The following is a 20,806-nucleotide window of genomic DNA, read 5'->3' as shown; positions in this document are numbered from 1 at the left end:
CGTCGGCGGCGATCAGATACGCCGTGGTCATCACTGTGCCGTCGTTCTCGTCTCGGTGATGAGAGGTGATGAGGCAGCGGCGTCAACGCCGCGAAAGGCGGTGCTGGGTCCTGGAGCACTTCGCTGACCAAGGTGGGACGTCCGGCTGGGCTCGGCGGATGCCGGGCAGCAGGCCTTCGACCGGGTGCCGGATGCCTCCCGACAGGCCGGGTCCGGGCCGAGTGCCGAATCGGCAACTCGGCCCGGACCGCGTCCTGGTGGCGAGGAAGAAGCCCATGGGGCGGCGTCCTGCCAAGGCTTGAGGATCAGAAGCGGCTTGTCACCCGCGCGGCGTTCTTGGCGATGCTCGCGACGATCTGGTCGTGGAACGGCACGGGCAGGTCGTGGCCCATTGCATCGAGCGGGAGGTAGGTGGAGTCGGCGATCGCGGCGTGGGTGGCCTCGCCGCCGGCGATTTTGATCAGCGGATCTTCGCCACCGTGGACCACCAGCGCCGGGAGCCTCAACTGCTTGAGGCTTTTCGTGCGGTCAGGCGCGATCAAGGCCGCGGTCACCTGGCGCGCTCCACCCTCGGGGTGCTGCGCGCGGTCGTATGCCTGCGTCGCCAGCGCGAGGCGGCGCTCGCGCTCGCTGTCCGCATGGGTCTTCGAGCCGATGGTCGCGTACAGGCCGGCGATCTGCTTGATCGCGTCCTCTCGACCGGGCGGCAGCGGTTTGGTCAGCTCCTCCAGCACATTGCCGTCGGCCATGCCGATGCTGATGTGCGGCGTGCTCATGATCGAGCACAGGCTGAGCACCCGATCCGTGTGCTCGATCGCGAGCAGCTGGGCGATCATCCCGCCCATCGAGGCGCCGACGACGTGCGCCTGCTCGATGCCGAGATGGTCGAGGAGTTCGACCGTGTCACGCGCAAGCGCCCTCAGGTAGTACTGGCTCGGTGTGGTCTTCCATTCCGTCAGACCGCTGTCACGGTTGTCGGGTCGGATCACCCGGTAGCCCCGCTCGCCGAGCGCGTCGACGATCTCCTGCGGCCAGTGGATCAGCTGCGAGCTGAGTCCCATGATCAGCAGCAGCGGCTCCCCTTCCGGGTCCCCCTCGTCGCGGAAGCACATCCTCACCGTCGTCAGATCCGCGAACTGATCGCGCTTGTCGTTCATGACTTCCTCTCCGGCAGCTGAATCCCCCCTGCCTGCCAACGGCACCGGCTCGACGCGCGCGGTGAGAGTCCCGCAACGTCAGGCTCCGGCGTCGTACTGGAAAGCAGAGTGGGGCCGGGCCCGACGGCCCGTCCGCAGAACAACGAGCCAGTGATCAAGGGGACACGCCTTAGCCCCGGGCATATGCCCGAATGTAAGCGCCCTGCTCAAGACCGATAGCAGGCACTTTTCCGCCCTCGCCGACGAGCTCGCCGCGGCCGCACGGAAGTTGATGGACGCGGGCCTGAAGGACCAGGGCGAGACGGCGGCGAGAACGGAGGCATGGAGGTTCTTGAGTCCGCCGTCGGGGAGGCTCCTGGGGGCGTGGCGTGATCCACAGCTGTACCCCCATGAAGTCATTGGGGTACAGGCGCCGTCCGGCCATTTGTTCGGCTTCGGCCTGTGATCCGTTACGCTGCGGGCCGTTGATCGCAAAGGAAGACATGTTCAAGCGACTTGTGACCGCCGCAGTGACGGCAGTTCTGATAGCGGGGCTCGGCGCGTGCAGCAGCGGGGGTGACGTCCACGACGAGGGCACGGACCACTCGGTCAACGTCGGCCAGGGCAGCGGGGGCGGTGCCAAGGAGCCCCAGCCGGACACAGCCACCACGACGGACGCGACCGTCTTCGGCCTCCGGGACGAGGTCCGCCACCTCGCCGCCAAGACCATCCGGGCCACGCGGCCGCACATGACCAGGAAATGCAGCACGACCACGAGGCGGGTCAAACACACGACCAGCACGGGTTCGGGCACCAAGCGGCGCACCCGCACCTGGTACTCCACCGAGCAGTCCAAGACCTGCAAGCAGGTCCGCAGCGGAACGGAGACCTACAGGCGCGTCGTCCGGCCGGAGCGGTGGTGCGTCAGCCTGGACAACGTTCGCGGCGACGCAAAGCAGGACGACGTCTGGTACCAGGTCAGCAAAACGACCTACGCCGCGGCCATCGGCACGAACCGGCACGCCCGCATGGAGTTCACCCCCAGGCACAGCGGCTGCTGACCTGAACATACGCACCGACCGTCTCCTCCGGCCCCGGCCGATCGTCGGGGGCGGGGAATCCGGCCCTGTCCTGCCGCGACGTCGATTGCTGCGTTGCAGGTGAAGCCGCAGAAGGAGCAGACGAACTCGGCCTCTCTTGCCCGAGTTCTTGTCGATCCATCCGCAGGCGGAGCAACGCAGGGAGGTGTAGGGGCGGGGACGTCTGCCGTAGCCCGTGGAAAAGCAGATCAGTTGACCGCCCCTGTACGGCGGCCGTACAGGCCGCACTTCTTTTGCGGCCGATGCACAACCGTTCCGATGTCCCGCGGGTCACATAAGGCAGGAGCAACCGTCTCCAAAGATCACAAGGGGGAAATATGAGATTAAACCGTTCCGTTCTGACGGCCGCCTCCTTCGCCGCCCTGGCGGTGGGGGTCACGACCGCTCTGGCGGCGCCGGCCTCGGCCGCACCCAACACCACCCCGCAGAAGGTCTGCGGAAGCGCCTACAAGACCGTGAACTCCGCTCCCGTCGGCTCCCTGGGCACCGTCTACCTGACGTACAACTCCTCGAACGGCGAGAACTGCGTCGCGACCATCCGCAAGAACCCGGGCACCGCCGTGGACATGTCCACATGGATCTACGTCCCCGACACCGACGAGGGCGCCCAGGACTACGGGCAGTACACCTCGTACGCGGGACCGGCCTACGTGTACGGCAAGGGCCACTGCGTCGACTGGGGCGGCCAGATCAGCAACGTGTACACCCAGGTGACCGGCTCCAACTGCGCCGCCTTCAAGGAGCACCGGGTCACCTTCACCCGCTGACCCGCCGCTCCTCCCTGCCACACGCTCCCGCGCCGCCCTCTCCCCTCACCCGGGTGCAGAGAGCCGACGGTCATCGGGCCGGCGCCCACGACCGATCACCGCGCGGGAACGCACTGGCCCGACTCGCTCCGGCGGACTCACCGAGCTCTGCCGGAGCGAGCCCATGCCCCAGCCCCCGCCACAGGGAGGACCCAGGTCTTGCTGACCCGGGCTCCGGGCCAACATCCCCTGACAGGCCGGTCGTTCTGCGCCGGATGGGAATCGGCAGGACCCTGGACGTCACGCCCATCAAGCCCGACCCGGTCTGCGAGGTCGGCATCGACGTCGCCCGGACCGGGCGGGCCTACAGGAGATCGCTGCGGTCGAGGCGGTCAATGAGGCCGGGGCGGGCGTTGGTTGGTCTCGCGCAGGCGGGCCAGGCGCCGCTGGAAGTCGGTGTGTCGTTTCCATGGGCAATGAAGGGACGGCCGCGGGGTCCGTGGGCAGCGCTCGCCGTCAGGAGCGCAGAACGTTGTGCCGCGGAGTGTCGGCGAGAGGTCAGCCGACGATGTCGACACCGAAGCCTCGGGCCAGGTCGGCCAGTTGGCGATTCGTACCGTCGGCCCGATGTGACAGGGCACACCCCCAAATGGTGCACCCTGCCCCCGATTCCAGGAACGTCGTGGCCATGCCGAACATCCTCAGGGGCGGAAATTAGTACCTCATGCCGTGTTCGCGCGGTGTTCGACAGAGTCCGAGGAAGCATGACGAGGCGTGAATCCGTGCTGCGGCGCGGATGGCGGGGGTCCGGGGGACCCTCGCGCTGGTTGGCGGGTGGGGTCGTTGTGGCCCTGTCCATCACGGTGCTGCAGAGTGCCGACGTGGTGGCGGCAACTCCCGTACGAGCAGCTGGGGTTGCAGCTGCCGAGGTGACCCAGGCGGTGGACATCCCCGCCGCGCGCGCCGCCGCGCGGAGGTCGGGGAACAGGGTCGAGGCGCTCTCCGAGCGCACGGAGACCTCCACGACCTGGGTGAACGAGGACGGCTCGCTGACCACCGAGGTGTCCGCAGGTCCCATCCGTTTCTACGACCAGGACGCGCGGGCCTGGCGCGCGGTGGACGTGAACCTGACCCGGGGCGCCGACGGGGTGGTCGAGTCCAGGGCTCACCCGCAGGGGCTGAGACTGGCCGGGCGCAGTACGGGCGCCGCCGTTCGGCGCGCGTCCGTAGCGGGCCCGCGGGCGGTGCGGGCCCATTCGGCCCGCACTTCCGACCTGGTGACGCTGGGCGAGGGGGACGGGCAGATCACCCTTCAGTGGAAGGGTGATCTGCCGGCCCCCGCGCTCAAGGGCAACCGGGCCGAGTACGAGAACGCGCTGCCGGGCGCCGATGTGGTCGTCGAGGCCACCCGGACCGGCTTCGAACAGTTCGTGGAGATCAAACGACGACCGGCGGGCGACTCCTACAGCTACACACTGCCGCTGAAGGCCCGCGGTCTCACGGTGACCCAACGATCCGACGGCAGTGTGCTGCTGACCGACCGGCGCAGCGAGAAGACGGCGGTCATGCCGGCGCCGGTGATGTGGGACGCCACGGTCGACGAGGTCTCCGGTGAGCACACGCGCACCGTGCCGGCAGTCATGAAGGTCGTCCGCGACGGGTCGTCCGTCGACCTCGTGGTGACACCGGACGCGAAGTTCCTCGCCGACCCGAAGACCAAGTACCCGGTGACGGTGGACCCCTCCACGTCCGCGCTGTCGAACGTCATGGACACCTACGTCCAGCAGGGCGAGACCGGCGACCTGTCCACCGACACCGAACTGGACCTGGGGAACCCGGGGACGAAGAACTCCGACGGCACCCCGCGCACGGCGCGTTCGTTCCTCACCTGGAACACCGCGCCGATCGCGAACGCCCTGGTGAGCAGTGCCAGGCTCAGCCTGTGGAACTTCCACTCGGGCAACACCGAATGCAAGGCGTCCCCGTGGGAGGTGTGGTCCACCGGAGCCTCCTCGACCACCACCCGCTGGACGTCCCAGCCCGCGTGGAACTCCCGGGCGGCCACCTCCACGGAGACCCGTGGCAACTCCGCCTGCTCCTCGGCACCCGACGGGTGGATCAACGCGGATGCGACCTCACTGGTGCAGAGCTGGGCCGCCGCCAAGGCCACGCGCGGCACCATGGGACTGCGGGCCGCCGACGAGGATGTCGTCGCCCAGTGGAAGCGGGTCAACTCCGCGAACGCCGCGGCCAATCCGCCCCGACTCACCGTGAACTACAACTACCGGCCGCGCACCGGCACCCAACAGCAGGCCGGCCCGCCGTTCACCCAGGACCGGACGGGAACCTGGCGCGTCGACGCGACCGAACCGACCCTGCGCGACACGTTCACCGACCCGGACGGCGACCAGGTCAACGGCACCTTCCAGATCTTCGACGCCGCGACCAACACCCAGGTCGGTGACGTACTGGTGTCCAAGTACGTGGCGAGCGGCACCCCCGCCGAGGTCGCCGTCCCCGCCGGCATGCTGCGGCACGGCAGGACCTACCGGTTCCGCACGTCGCCCTACGACGGCACGCACTACAACACGGAGTGGTCGGCCTGGACCACCTTCAGTGTCGCCGCGCTTCCGGACACGCCCCGGGATCTGCAGACCGGGGCCGAGCAGACCCTGACGCCGATCATCTCCGCGGTCGTCACGGATCCGGCGCAGGGCAGGGTCAGTGCCGAGTTCGCGGTGAAGGACTCGGCCGGCAACGCGGTACCCGGCCTGAACCTCGCGCCGGTGTGGACGGACAGCGGCCGACGAGCCGCCCTGCGGCTTCCCGAGCGGGTGCTCGCCGACGGCGCCGCCTACCGCTGGACCGCCCGCACCTGCACGAGCGTGGGCTGTTCGCCGTGGTCGGCCCAGCAGACCATGAAGGTGCGCGAGAAGCCGCTGCCCACACCGCCCGACAGCACAACGCTCACCCTCGCCGACGACGCCCTCGACCAGATATCCGCCGCGACCGATTGCACCACCACGCCCTGCCCCACTGCGCCCGACGGGGAACTGCGGCTCGGGCCGGTCGGCGGGCACTCGTGGGCGACCCGTTTCAAGGCGGACCTCTCCGGCCTGCCCAAGGGCGCCCGCGTCACCTCGGCCACACTGTCGCTCACCCGCTCCGACTGCACGGCCGACTGTGCCGCACAGCAGCCGGGCGCGTACGAGCTGTCGTCCGCCTGGACACCATCCCAGAGTGGCGGGGAACTCCTCGACGCGGCCGGAACCGACGACTACGCCTCCGGCACGCCGCTGCCGGAGGTGGACTTCGGCCCACTGGTGCAGTCCTGGACCGAACGAGGCGAGAACCAGGGCTTCGCGCTGACGGTCCCGGCCGACTCGAGTGGCGCCGTGTACCACTCGCTCACCGCGTCCGACGCGAACACGCGGCCGCGGCTGACGATCCGGTACCTGCCCCCCACGACGCCCGGAGCGGTCACCGACGTGGTGACGGTCCCCGGCGACTCGGGCCTGCTGGCGACATGGAACCCGCCGCTGGACCCGGGTGCGGCCGGTGACCTCGGCTATGCCGTGAAGGTCGAAAAGGCCGACGGCGTCGTCGTGGCCGAGCAGGAGACCACCGCACCGCGGGCCGTGTTCGACAAGCTCGACAACTCGGTCTCGTACCGCGTCTCGGTGCGTGTGAACAACGTCGTGGGCGGCGGACCTGTGACACGCTCGGCACCGGCACAGGGCGCGGCGGTCCCGGGAGGGGCCGCGAAGTACCGCGAGGGTGTGCAGGAGTATCTGGCCGCCCGCGGCAAGGTCCTGACGGGCGGCAGCCTCTCCGCGGCCGACGCGGTCGCCGACGCACCGCACGGCCAGGTCTTCGCCGGGCTGCTCGGCGCGCAGGAGCCGAACCTCGTCGACAACCGGCAGGCACTCACCGACAACGGCCAGAGCTACGCGGGAGCGTCGGCGCAGATGACGGACGTCCTGGTCGGCAAGGGGGCCACGGCGGACCAGGTCGTCGTCCGGGCCACCGTGACGGAGTCGATGACCCTGCACGGCGACGGCGGCGACGAACCGACGAAGGGCAGCGCCGACAAGCGGTTCACCTTCACCCTGACCGAGGACACCGCGGTCCTGGACAGCGAAGCCGACGACGTCGACGCCGGGCAGACGCTGTCCGCGACAGCGGCCGCGCAGTCCCAGGTGGAGACCACCTCCGCGGAGGACTCGGACGACACCTCGGACGACCCCGGCTCGATCGAGCTGGGTGAGAACGGCTTCCCCGACGAGACCCGCCTCGCGCCCGGGCCCAAGGCCCTCAGCGCCAGGTCGGTCAACGGCCACGGCACCGCCAACTGGGCCTACAACCACACCGGCATCGGCTGGGAGTACTCCCAGGACTGCACCAACTTCGTCTCCAAGGCCCTGTACCACGGTGGTGGCATGAAGTTCCGGTGGGGCGGCCGCAAGACGGACGGCGCGTGGTGGCAGCAGTACTACCTCTTCGGTTCGGTCAAGAACAAGAGCTACACCTGGTCGGGCGCCGACAACCTGCGCCGTCACTTCTCCGGCCACCGTCCCGCGACCCGCGTCTCCAAGACGTACAACGCCCAGCTGGGCGACATCGTCTTCTTCAAATGGAAGAAGGAACGGCGCTACAACCACGCCGCGGTGGTGACCTCCAAGGTGCAGGGACATCTGGGGCTCTCCCAGCACGGCATCAAGAACCACACCACGCTCGACGACGTGCTGGCGCGTTACCGCGGCACCAGCAACCCGATACAACGAGTGCTGATCATCCGACCCAGGAGTGCCAAATGAGGGCAGGGACCGCGGCGCGGGGCCCGATGACCGGAGCGCTGGCAGCCGGTGTGCTGTTCGCGGCGCTGACCGGGTGCTCGTCCACGGACGACACGGCGGACACCCGCTACGCCAAGGACTACGCCGGCCATGAACCCCTGCACGTGCTCGGCTACCCCTCCACCGGCTCGCTCGGCGTCACGCAACAGCTCGTCTGGCGGATCGCGGACGATTCCGCCGACGGGCTCGCGGCACTGGCCACCGGTGACGGCGGCAAGGACGCCGCGCGCAGCACGGCCGACAACTGGATCAAGGCATTCGGAAAGGGAGCGGGCGGGAAGGTCACGGCCGACTTCTACGACGAAGGCTCCGAGCGTCAGACCGTCGTCCTGTACTTCCAGGACACCGGGCAGACGAAGGAGATCAGCGTGCGCCTCGACGGGAACGCCGGTGACGACGGCTGGCACGTCCTCATGGACGAACCGTCCATGAAGGAGGCCACGGCAGAGCCGACCTGGGCACCGCGAACCCCGGGCGGCTCAGGATCCTCCCGCACCCGCTGACCTGCCCCGTGCCGCCACGGCGCCCTCGCATCCGTACCGCGCAGGGCGCCGTGGCGTGTCCGGGACCGCCGGCCGGGTGAAGGCCGCGCTGGGGAACCTGGCAGGCAGTGACGGTGTTGCCCTGGCGTTCGCGCAGCAGGCCCAGGCCGGCAAGACCGTTGCCGAGTGCCTGGCGTCCACGACGACTCTGTGGCTGCCCCTGTACGGGCTGGGGGCGGCGGTGCTGGCGGGGGCGGCTGCGTGGTTCCGCGACCGGGGCCGGGCCCGGACCCGGCCCGTTCGCCCACTGAGGTTTTCGGTTTCGGGTGACGTCGAACGGCAGGATCGCCGCAAAGAGGGGCGGTCGGGCGGGTCGGGGCGTCCATCTGAGCGAAATCTCCAGGTGCTGCGGCGCCGTGGAGCACGGAGGGCCGGGAGTTGCGGGGAGCATGGATCCAGTGCTCCGGTCAGCCGTCCTGGGCACTACCGATGCTGTGGAGCTGTGATGAGGCGCACCCGCCTGACTGTTGTTGCATGGACCGCTGCCGTTGCAGTGCTCACCGTCGGCACCAGTGGCTGCTCCAGCGGTGGTGGTTCGTCGTCCTCGTCGGCCACGCCGTCGAACGAGGCCAAGAGCAGCGCGTCCGGCTACGCCCAGAGCCCGTCCGCACCGGCGAGCAGCACCTCGGCCGGCGCGCAGGCCGCGGTCAACACCGCCACGGCAGGCAAACTCGGCACGATCCTGGTCGACGCGAAGGGCAACACCCTGTACCTGTTCGAGGCGGACAAGTCGACGCAGTCGACCTGCGACGGTACGTGCGCCGCGGCCTGGCCGCCGCTGCTGACGTCCGGTAACCCGACGGCGGGCGGCTCGGCCAAGTCCGCACTGCTGGGCACGACGAAGCGGTCCGACGGCAAGATGCAGGTCACCTATAACGGGCATCCGCTCTACGGGTACGCCGGAGACACCAAGCCGGGTGACACCAACGGCCAGGGCCTCAACCAGTTCGGCGCCGCCTGGTACGTGCTCAACGTCAGCGGCCAAAAAGTGGATCTGAGCTGACCCGCACCGTGTCCATGACCGGACAGCGGACGCGACGATGACCGAAGAGCACCGTACTCCCGGACGGCGCTCCGCCGCGGGCGCGGTTGCGCTGGTGCTGAGTGCCGCCGTGGCCGTGGCGGTGGCGATCTGGGTGATCGGGCGTCATCACAGCCCCCAGTACGCGATGGGACTGTTCGGCGCCCACGGCACCGACGCGATCGACCTCAAGGCCCGCCTGGGCAGCGCCCTGTTCGGCCTCGCGCTCGTCCAGCTCCTGCTGGCTTTGTGGATGTACCACCGCCTCCCCGGCCTCGCGGCCGCGCCTCGCCCCGTGCGTACCGGACACCGAGTGCTGGGGTGGGTCGCCTTCCTGCTGTCTCTGCCCATCGCGTACCACTGCGTCCGCACTTACGGCGTGGAGACCACGAGCACGCGAGTCCTCCTGCACTCCATTGCCGGCTGCGCGCTGTACGGCGCATTCGTCGCCAAGGTGCTCGTGGTGCACAGCCGTCGCCTGCCGGGCTGGATGCTGCCGGTCGCCGGCAGCGTCCTCGTCTGCGCCATCGGACTGCTGTGGTACACCGGCGCGCTGTGGGCCCTCAACGGATTCGATGCTCCCGGACTGTAAGAAGGTTGCGGTTGAAGTCCGGATCCACGTGACCCCAGGCGGTCGACCAGCTCCGGACGCCGCCGGTCGCGGTGCTCGGAAGGCCGGCGCCGCACTGTCCGTCCGGTGCGTCAGACGGCGGCCCTGCTGTGGCATGGAGCGCGCGCCTCACGGACTGTGGGGGTGTACAGAGACCACCGTCTCGCCTCGGCGACAGAAGGGACCCCTTCATGGCCATCACCACGACCGACCACGCAGTCCCTCACACCTCGACCGTCCCCGCAACGGCGGGCCAGAAGGTCGAACTCTTCGTGCGAGAGCATGACGGCACGGCCCCCGGTCCCCCTGCGAACCGCAAGGCCGTCCTCATGCTGCATGGCAGGAGTGTTCCCGTGCTGGCGGGCTACGATCTCCAGCACACCTCGTACGGGTGGGCCAAGGCCCTCGCCCAGGCTGGGTACGACGTCTTCATGATGGACCTCCAGGGCTCGGGTCAGTCGCCGCGTCCGCGGATGGAAGACCCGTGCAACGTCAATCCTGGCCAGCAGGCCGCCGTCACTCCCCCGCTGTCGGGCCCGCGCACCCCGAGCTATCCCTTCGTACTGACCAACTCCCAGAGCGACCAGGACGAGCTCAGCACCGTGGTCGACTACATCCGGAGCACGCGCAACGTCTCGAAGGTGGCTTTCATCGGCTGGTCGGCGGCCGCGTTCGCCATGGGACCGTACGCGATCAAGAACCCGGGGAAGGTGGAGAGCCTGTTCCTACTCGCGCCGATCTTCCCGCCGCTGGGCCCCTCGAACCCGCCGACCCTGCCGGCACCCGGCTTCCCGACTCACGTGCTCACGCGCACGGGTTTCGAAAATGCCTGGACCGCGGAGGTGAAATGCGCGAATCAGCGCGAGGCCGACATGGTCGACGTCGTGTGGAGCGCCCTCATGGACAACGATCCGATCGGCCGTACCTGGGGACCGATCCTGCCGTCCGGAAAGCCTGCGGGCGTCAGCAGATTCCGGAACTTCGTGACGTGGGGCTGGAACAACACCACTGCAGGGCAGGGAGCTGTCCTCGGCGGAAACGTGCCCGTGCTGATCGTGCACGGCGAGCACGACAAGACGGCCAACACCACACCACCCAGCTCCAACAAAGCGCTCGACTTCCACGTCCCCGCGCTCTACGCCGCCATCACCGGGTCTCACAAGCTCCTGGTTACGGTGAAGTGCGCCGGCCACTCCATGCCTTGGGAAGAGCAGCACAAGAACCTGCACAACCTGTCGAAACACTGGCTCATGCAGACCGCGGTCGACGGCAAGACCAATGGCACCTTCGAAATGGACGAGGCCGGCAACATCAGCCCAGCGCCATAGCAACCCCCGCAAACCAGCCCGGGTGCGCGGGGTCTACCTTCGGCAGCTTGTAGTTCCTCCAGGAGCCAAGATCACGGTCGGGCATGCGGTCAGTCGCGCTCCAACTCCACATACACGGGCGGCCGTGGCCAACTGAAGCGCTCTGAGCCCGTTCCGCGGGTTCAGAGCGCCGATTCCGCGGGTTCAGGGCGTCAGCACCGGCCTGGTGGAGAAGTCATCGCAGAGGTCCTCGCCGATGATCGCGGGAGCGCTTCATCGTCCGCACGCACCTGCGCCTTGCGGGGAATCCTGGAACAGTCTGCGACCTGGAGAAATTCAGGTGCCTGGCAAGGACGGGCCGTATTACCATCGGGCGCTTCGCATCCTTGCTCGGCATCCTGTCCTCCTGCCCGTGATCGGCCACCAAGTGAAGTTCTTGATTCCCGGCGTGCTGCGTGATGAGCCGCAGTTCACCCGCCTGTTCGTCGGGCAGTCGCTGTCGGTGCTGGGCGACCGTGTTTCGTTCGTGGCCGTCCCCTTTGCCGTGCTGTCGGTCGGCGGGTCCGCTTCCGACGTCGGGCTGGTGGCGGCCTCCGGGCTGTTTCCCATGCTGCTGTTCGCCCTGGTGGGTGGTGTGTGGGCGGACCGTTTCCGGCGGCACCGCGTCATGCTGGTCTCTGACGTGGTGCGGTGTGCTGGGCAGGGGCTCATTGCCGTACTGCTGGTGACCGGTACTGCCAGGATTTCGCATCTTGTGCTGCTGATGCTGGTGTTCGGCACGGCAGACGCGTTCTTCATGCCCGCTTCCACGGGGCTGTTGCCGCTGCTCGTCGGGCCTGACCGGTTGCGGGAGGCGAACGCCCTGCGGGGGTTCACCCAGTCGTCCGCGCTGGTGCTCGGTCCGGCCCTGGCCGGCGGCGTGGTCGCGTTGCTCGGCCCCGGCGGCGCTCTGGCCCTGGACGCATTGACCTTCGCAGTCAGTGCCGCGTTCCTGGCCGGGCTGAGACCTCGTAGTACGGCATCTGAGACGGCGGAGCCCACCGCCGGGGGAACGTTCCTGGAGGAAGTGCGCGCCGGTTGGGTGCAGGTGCGCAGCCGGACGTGGGTGTGGTCGGGCATGGCCGCCATAGCGGTCTATCACGTCGTCGTGCTGCCGTCGGTGTTCGTGCTGGGACCTGTCCTGGCCGAACGGGAGTGGGGCGGTGCGGCAAGTTGGTCGACGGTGACCGCAGGTTTCGGTATCGGCTCCGTTGTCGGAGACGTGTGCGCCTACCGGCTGAAGGTCCCACGTCCCATGGCCCTCGCCGCCGCAGGGCTCGCCGTGGGCTCCTGCCAGGCGATCATCATCGGATCCGGCACCTCACTCGCCGTGATCGCGGTCCTCGAAGCGGTCACCGGTGTCGGCGTCTCCCTCTTCTTCGTGCTGTGGGAGACCGCGCTGCAGACACACGTGCCCGAAGCCGCCCTGTCCCGCGTGAGTTCATACGACTACCTGCTGTCGACCGGACTCATGCCCCTGGGTCTTGCGCTGGCCGGCCCGGTCTCCGACTCCCTCGGTGTGCGACCCACCCTCTACGCAATGACAGTCCTCGCGGTCCCCGCCGCCCTCGCGCTGCTCTGTGTTCCAGCCGTACGACACCTCCCGGCACACGCCCCGGGCACAGCAAACGACACGGAGGGCGTCCACACCGGCTCACAGGTCAGCGTGCCGTGAGCCTGCCGGACTGAACGGCGCCGATGACGGCCACGCCGGTCCTGTCCGCCCCCCTGGTGGCGGGGCACACTAAGGACGCCCCGGCATGAGGAGCCAATTGCCCACCGTCCGGCCCGAGGACGGGGAGCGCGGCTCGCAGCAGTCCCTGGAAGCCCGACTCACCTTGTGGCGCGTGGATGAGGCACGAACTACGGTGGCGCGATGGACGGACGGGCGAGACTGCTGACACGGAGCTGCACGACCGGGTGGGGCGACTGGATCCATGGGGAGCTGTGGCTTCTCCCTTCCTCCTTGGTCCGCCGACGGCTCGGGTTCACCGACACCCTCGCGAACAGCAAGGGGCCAACGGTGGTCGTGCCGTTGCCGGAGGCCGACGTGACTGCGGCCGCAACCGCGCAGATCCGAGCGGAGCACCGGACCAACAAAGTGATCCCTCTGGCCGGCATCGCCTCCGCCCACCTCCGCCGCGGCATCACCGCCGACCGGCTCACGGTGCGCATGCAGGACGGGACCCAGCACAAACTCCTCTGGCTCCCCGCAGACCCCGCATATGCCGTACTCGCACACGAGCTCACTCCCTGGCTCCGCTGAGTCACGGAGGCGGGCTTCGCGGTCCTTTGACCGCGGGAGACGTACTTCGTCACCACCGGCATCCGCCGCTCGGTGAGTCGGACCGTTCCGCGTTCTGGCGCACCCTGACCGAGCGTGCCGGGGCCGTGGTCATCCCGAACGCCGTCCACCGGACTGTCACCTGGACGGTTGCCTTCAGATGTGCTGATTCAGCCCTCTATCCGAGGAAGGGGACTCATAACGGCCCTTAATTCGCTTGCCTGTTGGCACATGCGTGCGAGAACGTCGTGTCGTCTCCGATCGCGCTCCGATACCGGAACCTGACCAGTCCGGCTGCCTCGGGGCGTCACATTTGAACTGGGGGTAGATCGGCATGGGACTTGCTCAGCGAGCCGCAGCTGTTGCCGCGGTGCTGGCCGCGGTCAGTTCGCTTGTCGTCGGCAGCGCGAATTCCGCATCAGCGGCCGATCCGTGCGCCGGGCAGTCGGCAGCGCACATCGTGAAGAAGTACTACCAGGGTCCACTCGTCATCCCGCTTCGGTGCGGCTCGAACACCTGGGGATACCGCCACCTGGTGCACCGCGGCCGTTGGAGCACCGACTTCGACAGAAAGGTCAGCCACGCCATCTGGCGCGGCACCGTGGTGCCGATTCCCGGCGGCCGTTGGCACTACTACATGGAGGCCATGCCCCCGTGCAGCAAGTACTTCGGGGTGCTGGACAACCCGAACGCCTACGGGCGCACGCCCAGGATCAACCCGCAGGGCATCATCACGGCCTACTCTATGGATGACGCACCCGGCTCCAGCCGCGCCTCGTCCGCCGAACCGCGACGTCCTGCCTGTTGATGGAGCACCATGATCCTCACGCCTGACACGCGGGCCCAGCTGTGTGATCTGCTCCGCGAGTACGAGTCGACGTACGCCGTACCGATCCATGTCGAACAGTTGCGGTTGACGCAACGCACGTTCATCGAAGGGGCAGTTGAGGTCGAACGAGCCTTCCTCGAAGTCGAGGTGTCGGTGGCTCCGCCGGACAACGAGCCGCAGCGCTGGCTACTGAGCCTGGACTTTGACGAGGACGCCAGGAACCTCTTGGGTGAAGGTGCGCAGGAGGCGGATCTCCGCACTGCGGCACTGATCATCTCGGCGAACATCGACGAGTGGTGGCGGTGCAAGGACCACGAGGCTGCCACGGCGGCCGTGGGCAGGAGACTCTCGTAAGAGGTCGCGTTCTCTCGATGTTTCCTTCCGGAATCGGTGGTTGATTCGGTTTCGGGTCCCGCCCGGAGATCGTCACCGCGCTGCTGAGGCGACGGGCCATCAGGTTTGTCATGGCCGGGTGGATCATGGCTTCGGAGCGGGCGGGAAGGGTCTCGTAGTCGCGGCGAGTTCACTGGCAGCCGGCCAGACCCGCGGATCCGGGCACTCGGCATCCGCCGGGCGGGACAGCACGGCCTCTGCCCGAGGTACGGGAAGCACTGTCTCGCCCTCGGAGTACTGGCCCTTCAAGCCCTTCCGCGCGACAAGATCAACACGCCCTGGCCATGGGCGCCTTCACCGCCACAGGCGCTGTCTTCGTCGTGTTCGTCGCGCACCTCTGCGTCCGCCGGGCCCTGGGGCGCCGTCGGCTGGCCCGGTGGGAGCGCGACAGGGCGCGCACGGAACCGGATTGGACCCGGCGCACGGCCTGACGGGCACCCATGAGCCGGGGCCCGCGCACGGGAGAACGAACCTGGCGACTGCGTGGAGAGGAAGCGGACTGCGGGACGGCGGCGCCGAGAACGTCTTTCGTTCTCGGCGCGGCCGTGGCGGGCCCCCGAGGGCGGACGTACCGTGTGATCATCCGCACCGCATGCCGAAAGGTGGTCCTTGATGGCCCTGTTCGACCTCCCTCTCGACGAACTCCGCACCTACCGGAGCGCGTCCGTCGAACCCGAGGACTTCGACACCTTCTGGGCCAAGACCCTCAAGGAAGCCCGTGAGCACGACCTCTCCGCCCGCTTCGAGCCGGTCGAGACCCTGTTGAAGACCGTCACGGTCCACGACGTCACGTTCGCCGGGTTCGGCGGGCATCCGGTCAAGGGCTGGCTGACCGTGCCGGCCTGGGCGAACTCACCGCTGCCCACCGTCGTCGAATTCATCGGATACGGCGGCGGCCGCGGGCTCCCGCACACGCATCTGTTGTGGGCCTCGGCCGGCTTCGCGCACTTCGTGATGGACACGCGCGGCCAGGCGAGCGGCTGGGGCGGCGGCGACACCCCTGACCCGGTGGGCAGCGCGCCCGCCTTCCCCGGTTTCATGACGCGAGGGATCGAGGACCCCGAAACCTACTACTACCGGCGGCTGTTCACGGACGCGGTGCGCGCCGTGGAGGCGGCCCGCTCGCATCCGCTGGTCGACGCGGCGCGCGTCGCGGCGCTCGGCGGGAGCCAGGGCGGCGGCATCACCATCGCGGTCGGCGGTCTGGTGCCCGACCTGGCGGCGGTCGCCCCCGACGTGCCGTTCCTGTGCGATTTCCCGCGCGCCACGGTGCTCACGGACCGCGCTCCCTACCGGGAGATCGGCAACTACCTGAAGACCCACCGCGGCCGCACCGAACAGGTGCAGCGCACCCTCTCCTACTTCGACGGGGTGCACTTCGCCGCGCGCGGCCGGGCTCCCGCCCTGTTCTCGGCGGCGCTGGAGGACCAGACCTGCCCCCCGTCGACGGTCTTCGCCGCCTTCAACGCCTGGGCGAACGAGGAGAAGCAGATCGAGGTGTACGACTTCAACGACCACGAGGGCGGCGGCCCCTACCAGCAGGCCGCGCAGCTGCGCTGGCTGCCCGCCCGCGTCTGAGGCCCGCGATGGACACGACCACAGCGGCACGACGCTTCGTACAGGTGTGGGAGCGGGCCTGGGCGGCCCATGACGTCGAGGCGATCCTGGAGCTGTACTCGGACACGTGCGTCCACCGCTCCATGCCGTTCCGGGAGCCCCACCGTGGCCGGGACGAGCTGGCCGCGTACCTCCGCTGGTCCTTCGCGTCCGAAACCACGATCGATGTCCGCTTCTCCGACCCCGTGGTCGGCCAGGACGGCCGCGCGGTCGCCGAGTTCCGCGTCCTCGCGGAGGAGGACGGACGTCCGTCGACCCTCGCGGGCTGCGTCTTCGTCCGCTTCGACGCGACGGGTCTCGCCGTGGAGACCCGGGACTACTGGCACGACACCTCAGCGTACGTACCCGCTCTCCCCTGGCAGGGGGCATAGACGGTGTCGTCCTATTACGGCGAGCGCATCGAGAGGAGCACTGACACGGTGGCTGTCGAGCGATTCCTCGTGAATCCGGAGCCGTTGCGGTCACTCTACGGCTACGTCCCGGACCTGATCGGCATTCGGATTCGATCGATCAATCTGAATTGGCGTGGGCCTACGGTGACACTGCGCGTCGACCTGCCTTCTTACCCCGAGACGGCGCCGCAGGAATGGACCGACGCGGGCCTGGACACGGTGCAGTGCCAATTCCAGTTCCTGGCAGTGGATGAAATATCCCTCACTGACTGGACTCCACCGGCCGTGGGCAGCGTCGAGATGGTTCCGTGCGGAAGGGAGCGACGTATGCGGGTGACGGTCAGAGGCAGCGGACTGTCGCTGGACTTCGCCTGCACTGAGTCCGTGCGCGTCGGCCACCTGAGTGCGTTCAGGATCGAGGAGAACGGACGCGACGACGGGGTCCATCTGTTCATGAGCAGGGTCGACGCCCGACGGCACAGCTCTCTTCCCGGTACCGAGGACAGGACGTTCTATGAGCGCTGACTGGTCGCGCCTCCTGGCGTCCCCCGGATATTTGGGGGACCTGTACGACGGCACCCCGCCTTCGGCCGGCTCATGCGATCCGTTCTACGTGCACATTGACGAACGTGAGAACTCGGTGACCCTGGGCTTCGACACACGGATCCTCCCGGTGAACGCCCCTGCGGAATGGCACGAGAGGGGATTCAACACCTTCGAGTTCCACCTCGTCTTCCGAGGAGTGAAAGCACTCCGGGTCACCGGTTGGGACGCCACTGCCGCCGGAAACATCGACATGACCGTCCGCGAGGAACTCTTTGAGGTCGTCCTCGGGTCGCCCGAGTCGGGAATCGCATTCCGCGCTTCCACGGCTCGGCTGGCCAGGACGCACGCGTATCTCGCCTCGGACAGCCTCTGAAATCGCATACGTCCGACCACGGCCGCCTGGAACGCGGCCGACAGAGAGACCGGCAGCTCCGTCAGCCCCAAGCTACAGCTTGGACAGTGCTAGAAGTCCATAGGATTGACCGGAGTTATGAGGCCCACGATGATCAGTGCAGGGTCCAGGCGACGACCCGTCCAAGTGTTTTCCCGGGTCCGGACCGCTGGCGAAGGCGTGGACGGGTGCCGACCTCATGAGACGGAAGGACACCGCCCGTGCCCGCTTCCCCTTCCCCTGCCGACCGGGCCGTCGCCCTCCTGCGCGAACTCGGTGCCGCCGACATCGCTCATCCGGGCGGCACTCTCGACGCCCACCTCCAGCGCGTCCAGGGGCAACTCGCTGTATGGGACGCCCGTCCCGCCCTCCAGCTCGCGGGTCTGTGTCACGCCTTCTACGGCACCGACGGCTTCCCCACCGCCTTGCTGTCTCCCGACAGCCGCGCCGAACTTGCGGAGGTGATCGGTGCCGAGGCTGAAGCCATCGTCTATCTCTACGCGTCATGTGACCGCAGGGCCACGTATCCGACGCTCGCGAATGCCGACGGCGCCTTTCGGAATCGGTTCACCGGTCATCTCCACACTCCGGAGCCGCATCTTCGACGGGACTTCGCCGAGCTGTCCGCCGCCAACGAACTCGACCTTGCCCGTACTGTCTCCGTGTTCCGCGAGAAGTGGGGAGCCGAACTCCTCGCTCTGTTCACCCGATTCCAGCCCCTGCTGAGCCGGCCGGCCTGGTCGGACTGCCGCGCGGTGCTTGCCGCGACTCCGCAGGACTGAGCCGACGCCTCAGCTCCTGACAAGGCAGGTGCCGCTCATGCGCAGGCTGAAGTCAAAGTCCCGTCCCTGCCGAGCGTCCGAGGAACTGCCTACTTCTCCAGGCCGTGAGTCCTCTGCGGCCTGCCGCCGGCAGGATGGCCGACATGGAGATCGTTCAGGGGCTCGGCGTCGACACGGTCAGGTTCGGTGACCGGCGTTCGCAGATCGAAGAGCGCATCGGTCCGCCGTGTCACGGCCCCGGCGGACAGCGGGCCGCCTACGCCACCACACCCATGCTGGTGATCACCTACGCCCCTGACGAGACGGTCGAACTCGTAGAGATCCACTCCAGCGGTGAAGGCGGCCCTGCCGAAGTGCACTACGACGGGGTCCAATTGACCCATCGCTTTCTCGATGACGTCGTCGCGGACCTCCACGCCCTGGGCTACTCGAGCACGCCTTCAGGCATCGGCCACGACTTCCACGCCGGATTCTCCGTGTGGTCCATGGGCTCGCGGTGGGCCGGTGACCTCGACCCCGAAGCCGACGATGACGACGAACGCGCGGTCTCGGAGGCAGTCTCGGTGGCGCCGTACGCCTGCTTCGTCGAGGGGTGAGAAGACCGGAGACCGTCGCGGGTCGATCGCGTATCTTGGCCGCCATCGAGGAAGGAACCTGCCTCATGGAATTTGTCTTTTCCGGCCAGGTGATCGAATGGCGCGGACCGTCGCCGTACTACTTCGTTCGTGTGCCGGACGAGGAGTCCTCCGACATCCGTGAGGTGGCCGCGATGGCCACGTACGGCTGGGGCGTGATCCCGGTCGAGGCCCGGATCGGCGAGGTCGCCTTCCAGACGTCGCTCTTCCCCAAGGACAGCGGTTACCTGCTGCCGCTCAAGGTCGCGGTGCGCAAGCCGAGCGGCCTCTCGGCAGGGGACGACGTGACGGTGAGCATGACCGTCCGTCTCCACGAACCCCAACCCCGCTAGGGCGTGTGCTGAGTTCGGATCACCAGGGTCCACGGTCCGGCGGCCAGGACGACCGGGTCGCGATCGAGGTGTCACGCACCAATGACCGGGTGGAGTCGCTGAACGCGGCTTGATGACCCATGCCATGGCGTGTTCACCGTCCTTCATTGCCATGGCGTGGAGACATGTCCATGTCCGCGGTGCCCGCTGACAGCCGTGAGTACGGTCCGCCCGCGTCCCCCGGCACTTGACCCTCTCGAAGGCGGACCGAACCGCTGAGCACGTACTGGCGTCGCGCCCGAGCGATCCGCACCGCGGCACGGCCGCCGCCCCGTCACCCGCACCCGCTCGCGGCAGACGTGGCCGAATCTCGTCTGCGCCGCCCTCACGGCCATTACGCAACACAAGGTTGCGGATCGCCGACGCGACCACTAGAGTCATACGCAACCGATGGTTGCTTATTGGAGGTCCTGGTGGAGTTCGGAAAGCTGGAACGCGAGATCCGCATCGACGCGACACCGGAGATCGTGTTCGATGTGGTGAGTCGTCCCGAGCACATCAGGATGTGGTGGTCCGACGACGCGTCGTTCGAGTCCACGCCGGGAGCGGTCGGGGAACTGGTGTGGGGCGACCGCGCCGCGGTCGAAGCGATCACGGTGGTCGACGTGGATCCGCCCCACAGGTTCACGTTCCGCTGGGTCGCCCCTGAAGGTCAGCTGCCCGACGCGGACAACTCCCTCATGGTCACCTTCGAGCTCGAGCCCTCCGGTGACGGCACGATTCTGCGCCTGACCGAGAGCGGCTGGCGGGAGAAGGGCTGGGAAGCCGCAGTGCTCGAGGAGGCCTTCCACGACCACGAGCGCGGCTGGGACATGTTCCTGCCCAGACTGCGGAACTACGCCCCTTCCGTGGTGGCGCGATGACCGTCGCCTTCGACGACGAACTCTGGTCGGCGATCGGCGACCCGACCAGGCGCCGCCTGCTCGACCTGCTGCTCACGGAAGGCGTCGGTACGCCGACCAGCCTGAGCGATCGTCTCCCGATCTCACGCCAGGCGGTCACCAAGCACCTGGGCGTCCTCGATCGCGCCGGCCTCGTGCACGCGATACCGATGGGCCGCGAGCGGCGCTACGAAGTCGACGAGGCGCAGCTCACCCGCGCCGTCCGGCAGCTGAATGAAGTGGGCAATCGCTGGGATGCGCGACTGAACCGCATCAAGCGCATCGCAGAACAGATCCAGCGCGAGAAACACGACTGACCAACAGGCCG

At 68.3% G+C, this 20,806-nt stretch carries 21 protein-coding genes and 2 pseudogenes; 21 read left to right on the top strand and 2 right to left on the bottom strand.

What is annotated here, in order from left to right; all coding sequences use genetic code 11:
- Positions 1-305: 305 nt before the first annotated feature.
- Positions 306-1,157 carry an alpha/beta fold hydrolase gene (locus tag ACZ4N5_RS19605; RefSeq protein WP_467758320.1) on the bottom strand — a complete coding sequence of 284 codons (852 nt, stop codon included), beginning with the start codon at positions 1,155-1,157 and terminating at the stop codon, positions 306-308.
- A 482-nt stretch (positions 1,158-1,639) separates the two neighbouring features.
- Between ACZ4N5_RS19605 and ACZ4N5_RS19600 the strand changes: the two genes are divergently transcribed.
- The 12 genes and pseudogenes from ACZ4N5_RS19600 (at position 1,640) to ACZ4N5_RS19545 (ending at position 14,824) form a co-directional block, all read left to right on the top strand.
- Entirely contained in the window at positions 1,640-2,197 is a 558-nt protein-coding gene (locus ACZ4N5_RS19600; RefSeq protein WP_467758319.1) for a hypothetical protein, read from the top strand.
- 356 nt (positions 2,198-2,553) lie between these two features.
- Complete coding sequence (locus ACZ4N5_RS19595; RefSeq protein ID WP_467758318.1) at positions 2,554-3,003, top strand: spore-associated protein; 450 nt, start codon at positions 2,554-2,556, stop codon at positions 3,001-3,003.
- Between the two features lie 830 nt (positions 3,004-3,833).
- Positions 3,834-5,603: pseudogene (locus ACZ4N5_RS19590) on the top strand (DNRLRE domain-containing protein); the annotation flags it as partial.
- A 297-nt stretch (positions 5,604-5,900) separates the two neighbouring features.
- Entirely contained in the window at positions 5,901-7,799 is a 1,899-nt protein-coding gene (locus tag ACZ4N5_RS19585) for an amidase domain-containing protein (protein ID WP_467758537.1), read from the top strand.
- On the top strand, positions 7,796-8,341 hold the full coding sequence (locus ACZ4N5_RS19580) for a hypothetical protein (protein WP_467758317.1): 546 nt from the start codon (positions 7,796-7,798) through the stop codon (positions 8,339-8,341). The genes ACZ4N5_RS19585 and ACZ4N5_RS19580 overlap by 4 nt, the downstream gene beginning before the upstream one ends.
- Before the next feature lie 484 nt (positions 8,342-8,825).
- A complete protein-coding gene (locus tag ACZ4N5_RS19575) occupies positions 8,826-9,383 on the top strand; it encodes a COG4315 family predicted lipoprotein (RefSeq protein WP_467758316.1) in 558 nt (185 codons plus the stop codon).
- A 37-nt stretch (positions 9,384-9,420) separates the two neighbouring features.
- Complete coding sequence (locus ACZ4N5_RS19570) at positions 9,421-9,993, top strand: DUF6529 family protein (protein ID WP_467758315.1); 573 nt, start codon at positions 9,421-9,423, stop codon at positions 9,991-9,993.
- A gap of 209 nt (positions 9,994-10,202) precedes the next feature.
- The gene (locus tag ACZ4N5_RS19565; RefSeq protein WP_467758314.1) at positions 10,203-11,339 is read left to right on the top strand and encodes an alpha/beta fold hydrolase; all 1,137 of its coding nucleotides are present in this window, start codon (positions 10,203-10,205) and stop codon (positions 11,337-11,339) included.
- A 235-nt stretch (positions 11,340-11,574) separates the two neighbouring features.
- On the top strand, positions 11,575-13,032 hold the full coding sequence (locus ACZ4N5_RS19560; protein WP_467758313.1) for an MFS transporter: 1,458 nt from the start codon (positions 11,575-11,577) through the stop codon (positions 13,030-13,032).
- Between the two features lie 201 nt (positions 13,033-13,233).
- Positions 13,234-13,623, top strand: coding sequence for a hypothetical protein (locus ACZ4N5_RS19555; RefSeq protein WP_467758312.1), 390 nt, complete (start codon positions 13,234-13,236; stop codon positions 13,621-13,623).
- Positions 13,624-13,975: 352 nt separating this feature from the next.
- Positions 13,976-14,449: a hypothetical protein gene (locus ACZ4N5_RS19550; protein WP_467758311.1), complete on the top strand. Its 474-nt coding sequence runs from the start codon at positions 13,976-13,978 to the stop codon at positions 14,447-14,449.
- A 9-nt stretch (positions 14,450-14,458) separates the two neighbouring features.
- Entirely contained in the window at positions 14,459-14,824 is a 366-nt protein-coding gene (locus ACZ4N5_RS19545) for a hypothetical protein (RefSeq protein WP_467758310.1), read from the top strand.
- A gap of 43 nt (positions 14,825-14,867) precedes the next feature.
- Here the strand turns inward: ACZ4N5_RS19545 and ACZ4N5_RS19540 are convergent.
- A pseudogene (locus ACZ4N5_RS19540) lies at positions 14,868-14,987 on the bottom strand (IS5 family transposase); the annotation flags it as partial.
- Positions 14,988-15,475: 488 nt separating this feature from the next.
- Between ACZ4N5_RS19540 and ACZ4N5_RS19535 the strand changes: the two are divergent.
- The 9 genes from ACZ4N5_RS19535 (at position 15,476) to ACZ4N5_RS19495 (ending at position 20,795) form a co-directional block, all read left to right on the top strand.
- Positions 15,476-16,441 (top strand): acetylxylan esterase, encoded by a 966-nt coding sequence (locus tag ACZ4N5_RS19535; protein WP_467758309.1) that lies wholly within the window; start codon positions 15,476-15,478, stop codon positions 16,439-16,441.
- An 8-nt stretch (positions 16,442-16,449) separates the two neighbouring features.
- Positions 16,450-16,851: a nuclear transport factor 2 family protein gene (locus ACZ4N5_RS19530; RefSeq protein ID WP_467758308.1), complete on the top strand. Its 402-nt coding sequence runs from the start codon at positions 16,450-16,452 to the stop codon at positions 16,849-16,851.
- 3 nt (positions 16,852-16,854) lie between these two features.
- A complete protein-coding gene (locus ACZ4N5_RS19525) occupies positions 16,855-17,397 on the top strand; it encodes an Imm50 family immunity protein (RefSeq protein ID WP_467758307.1) in 543 nt (180 codons plus the stop codon).
- A complete protein-coding gene (locus tag ACZ4N5_RS19520; RefSeq protein WP_467758306.1) occupies positions 17,387-17,791 on the top strand; it encodes an Imm50 family immunity protein in 405 nt (134 codons plus the stop codon). Before ACZ4N5_RS19525 ends, ACZ4N5_RS19520 begins: the two co-directional genes overlap by 11 nt.
- A 239-nt stretch (positions 17,792-18,030) precedes the next feature.
- On the top strand, positions 18,031-18,591 hold the full coding sequence (locus ACZ4N5_RS19515; RefSeq protein WP_467758305.1) for a DUF6817 domain-containing protein: 561 nt from the start codon (positions 18,031-18,033) through the stop codon (positions 18,589-18,591).
- A 143-nt stretch (positions 18,592-18,734) separates the two neighbouring features.
- Positions 18,735-19,187: a hypothetical protein gene (locus ACZ4N5_RS19510; protein WP_467758304.1), complete on the top strand. Its 453-nt coding sequence runs from the start codon at positions 18,735-18,737 to the stop codon at positions 19,185-19,187.
- Between the two features lie 65 nt (positions 19,188-19,252).
- Positions 19,253-19,558 carry a DUF1905 domain-containing protein gene (locus ACZ4N5_RS19505; protein ID WP_467758303.1) on the top strand — a complete coding sequence of 102 codons (306 nt, stop codon included), beginning with the start codon at positions 19,253-19,255 and terminating at the stop codon, positions 19,556-19,558.
- A 452-nt stretch (positions 19,559-20,010) separates the two neighbouring features.
- Positions 20,011-20,460: an SRPBCC domain-containing protein gene (locus ACZ4N5_RS19500; RefSeq protein WP_467758302.1), complete on the top strand. Its 450-nt coding sequence runs from the start codon at positions 20,011-20,013 to the stop codon at positions 20,458-20,460.
- A complete protein-coding gene (locus ACZ4N5_RS19495; RefSeq protein ID WP_467758301.1) occupies positions 20,457-20,795 on the top strand; it encodes an ArsR/SmtB family transcription factor in 339 nt (112 codons plus the stop codon). Before ACZ4N5_RS19500 ends, ACZ4N5_RS19495 begins: the two co-directional genes overlap by 4 nt.
- The last annotated feature ends 11 nt before the right edge of the window (positions 20,796-20,806 follow it).

Source organism: Streptomyces sp. NPDC026500 (assembly GCF_055567635.1).
The sequence above is the reverse complement of the archived record's forward strand: the minus strand, read 5'-3'. Positions and strand labels throughout refer to the sequence as shown.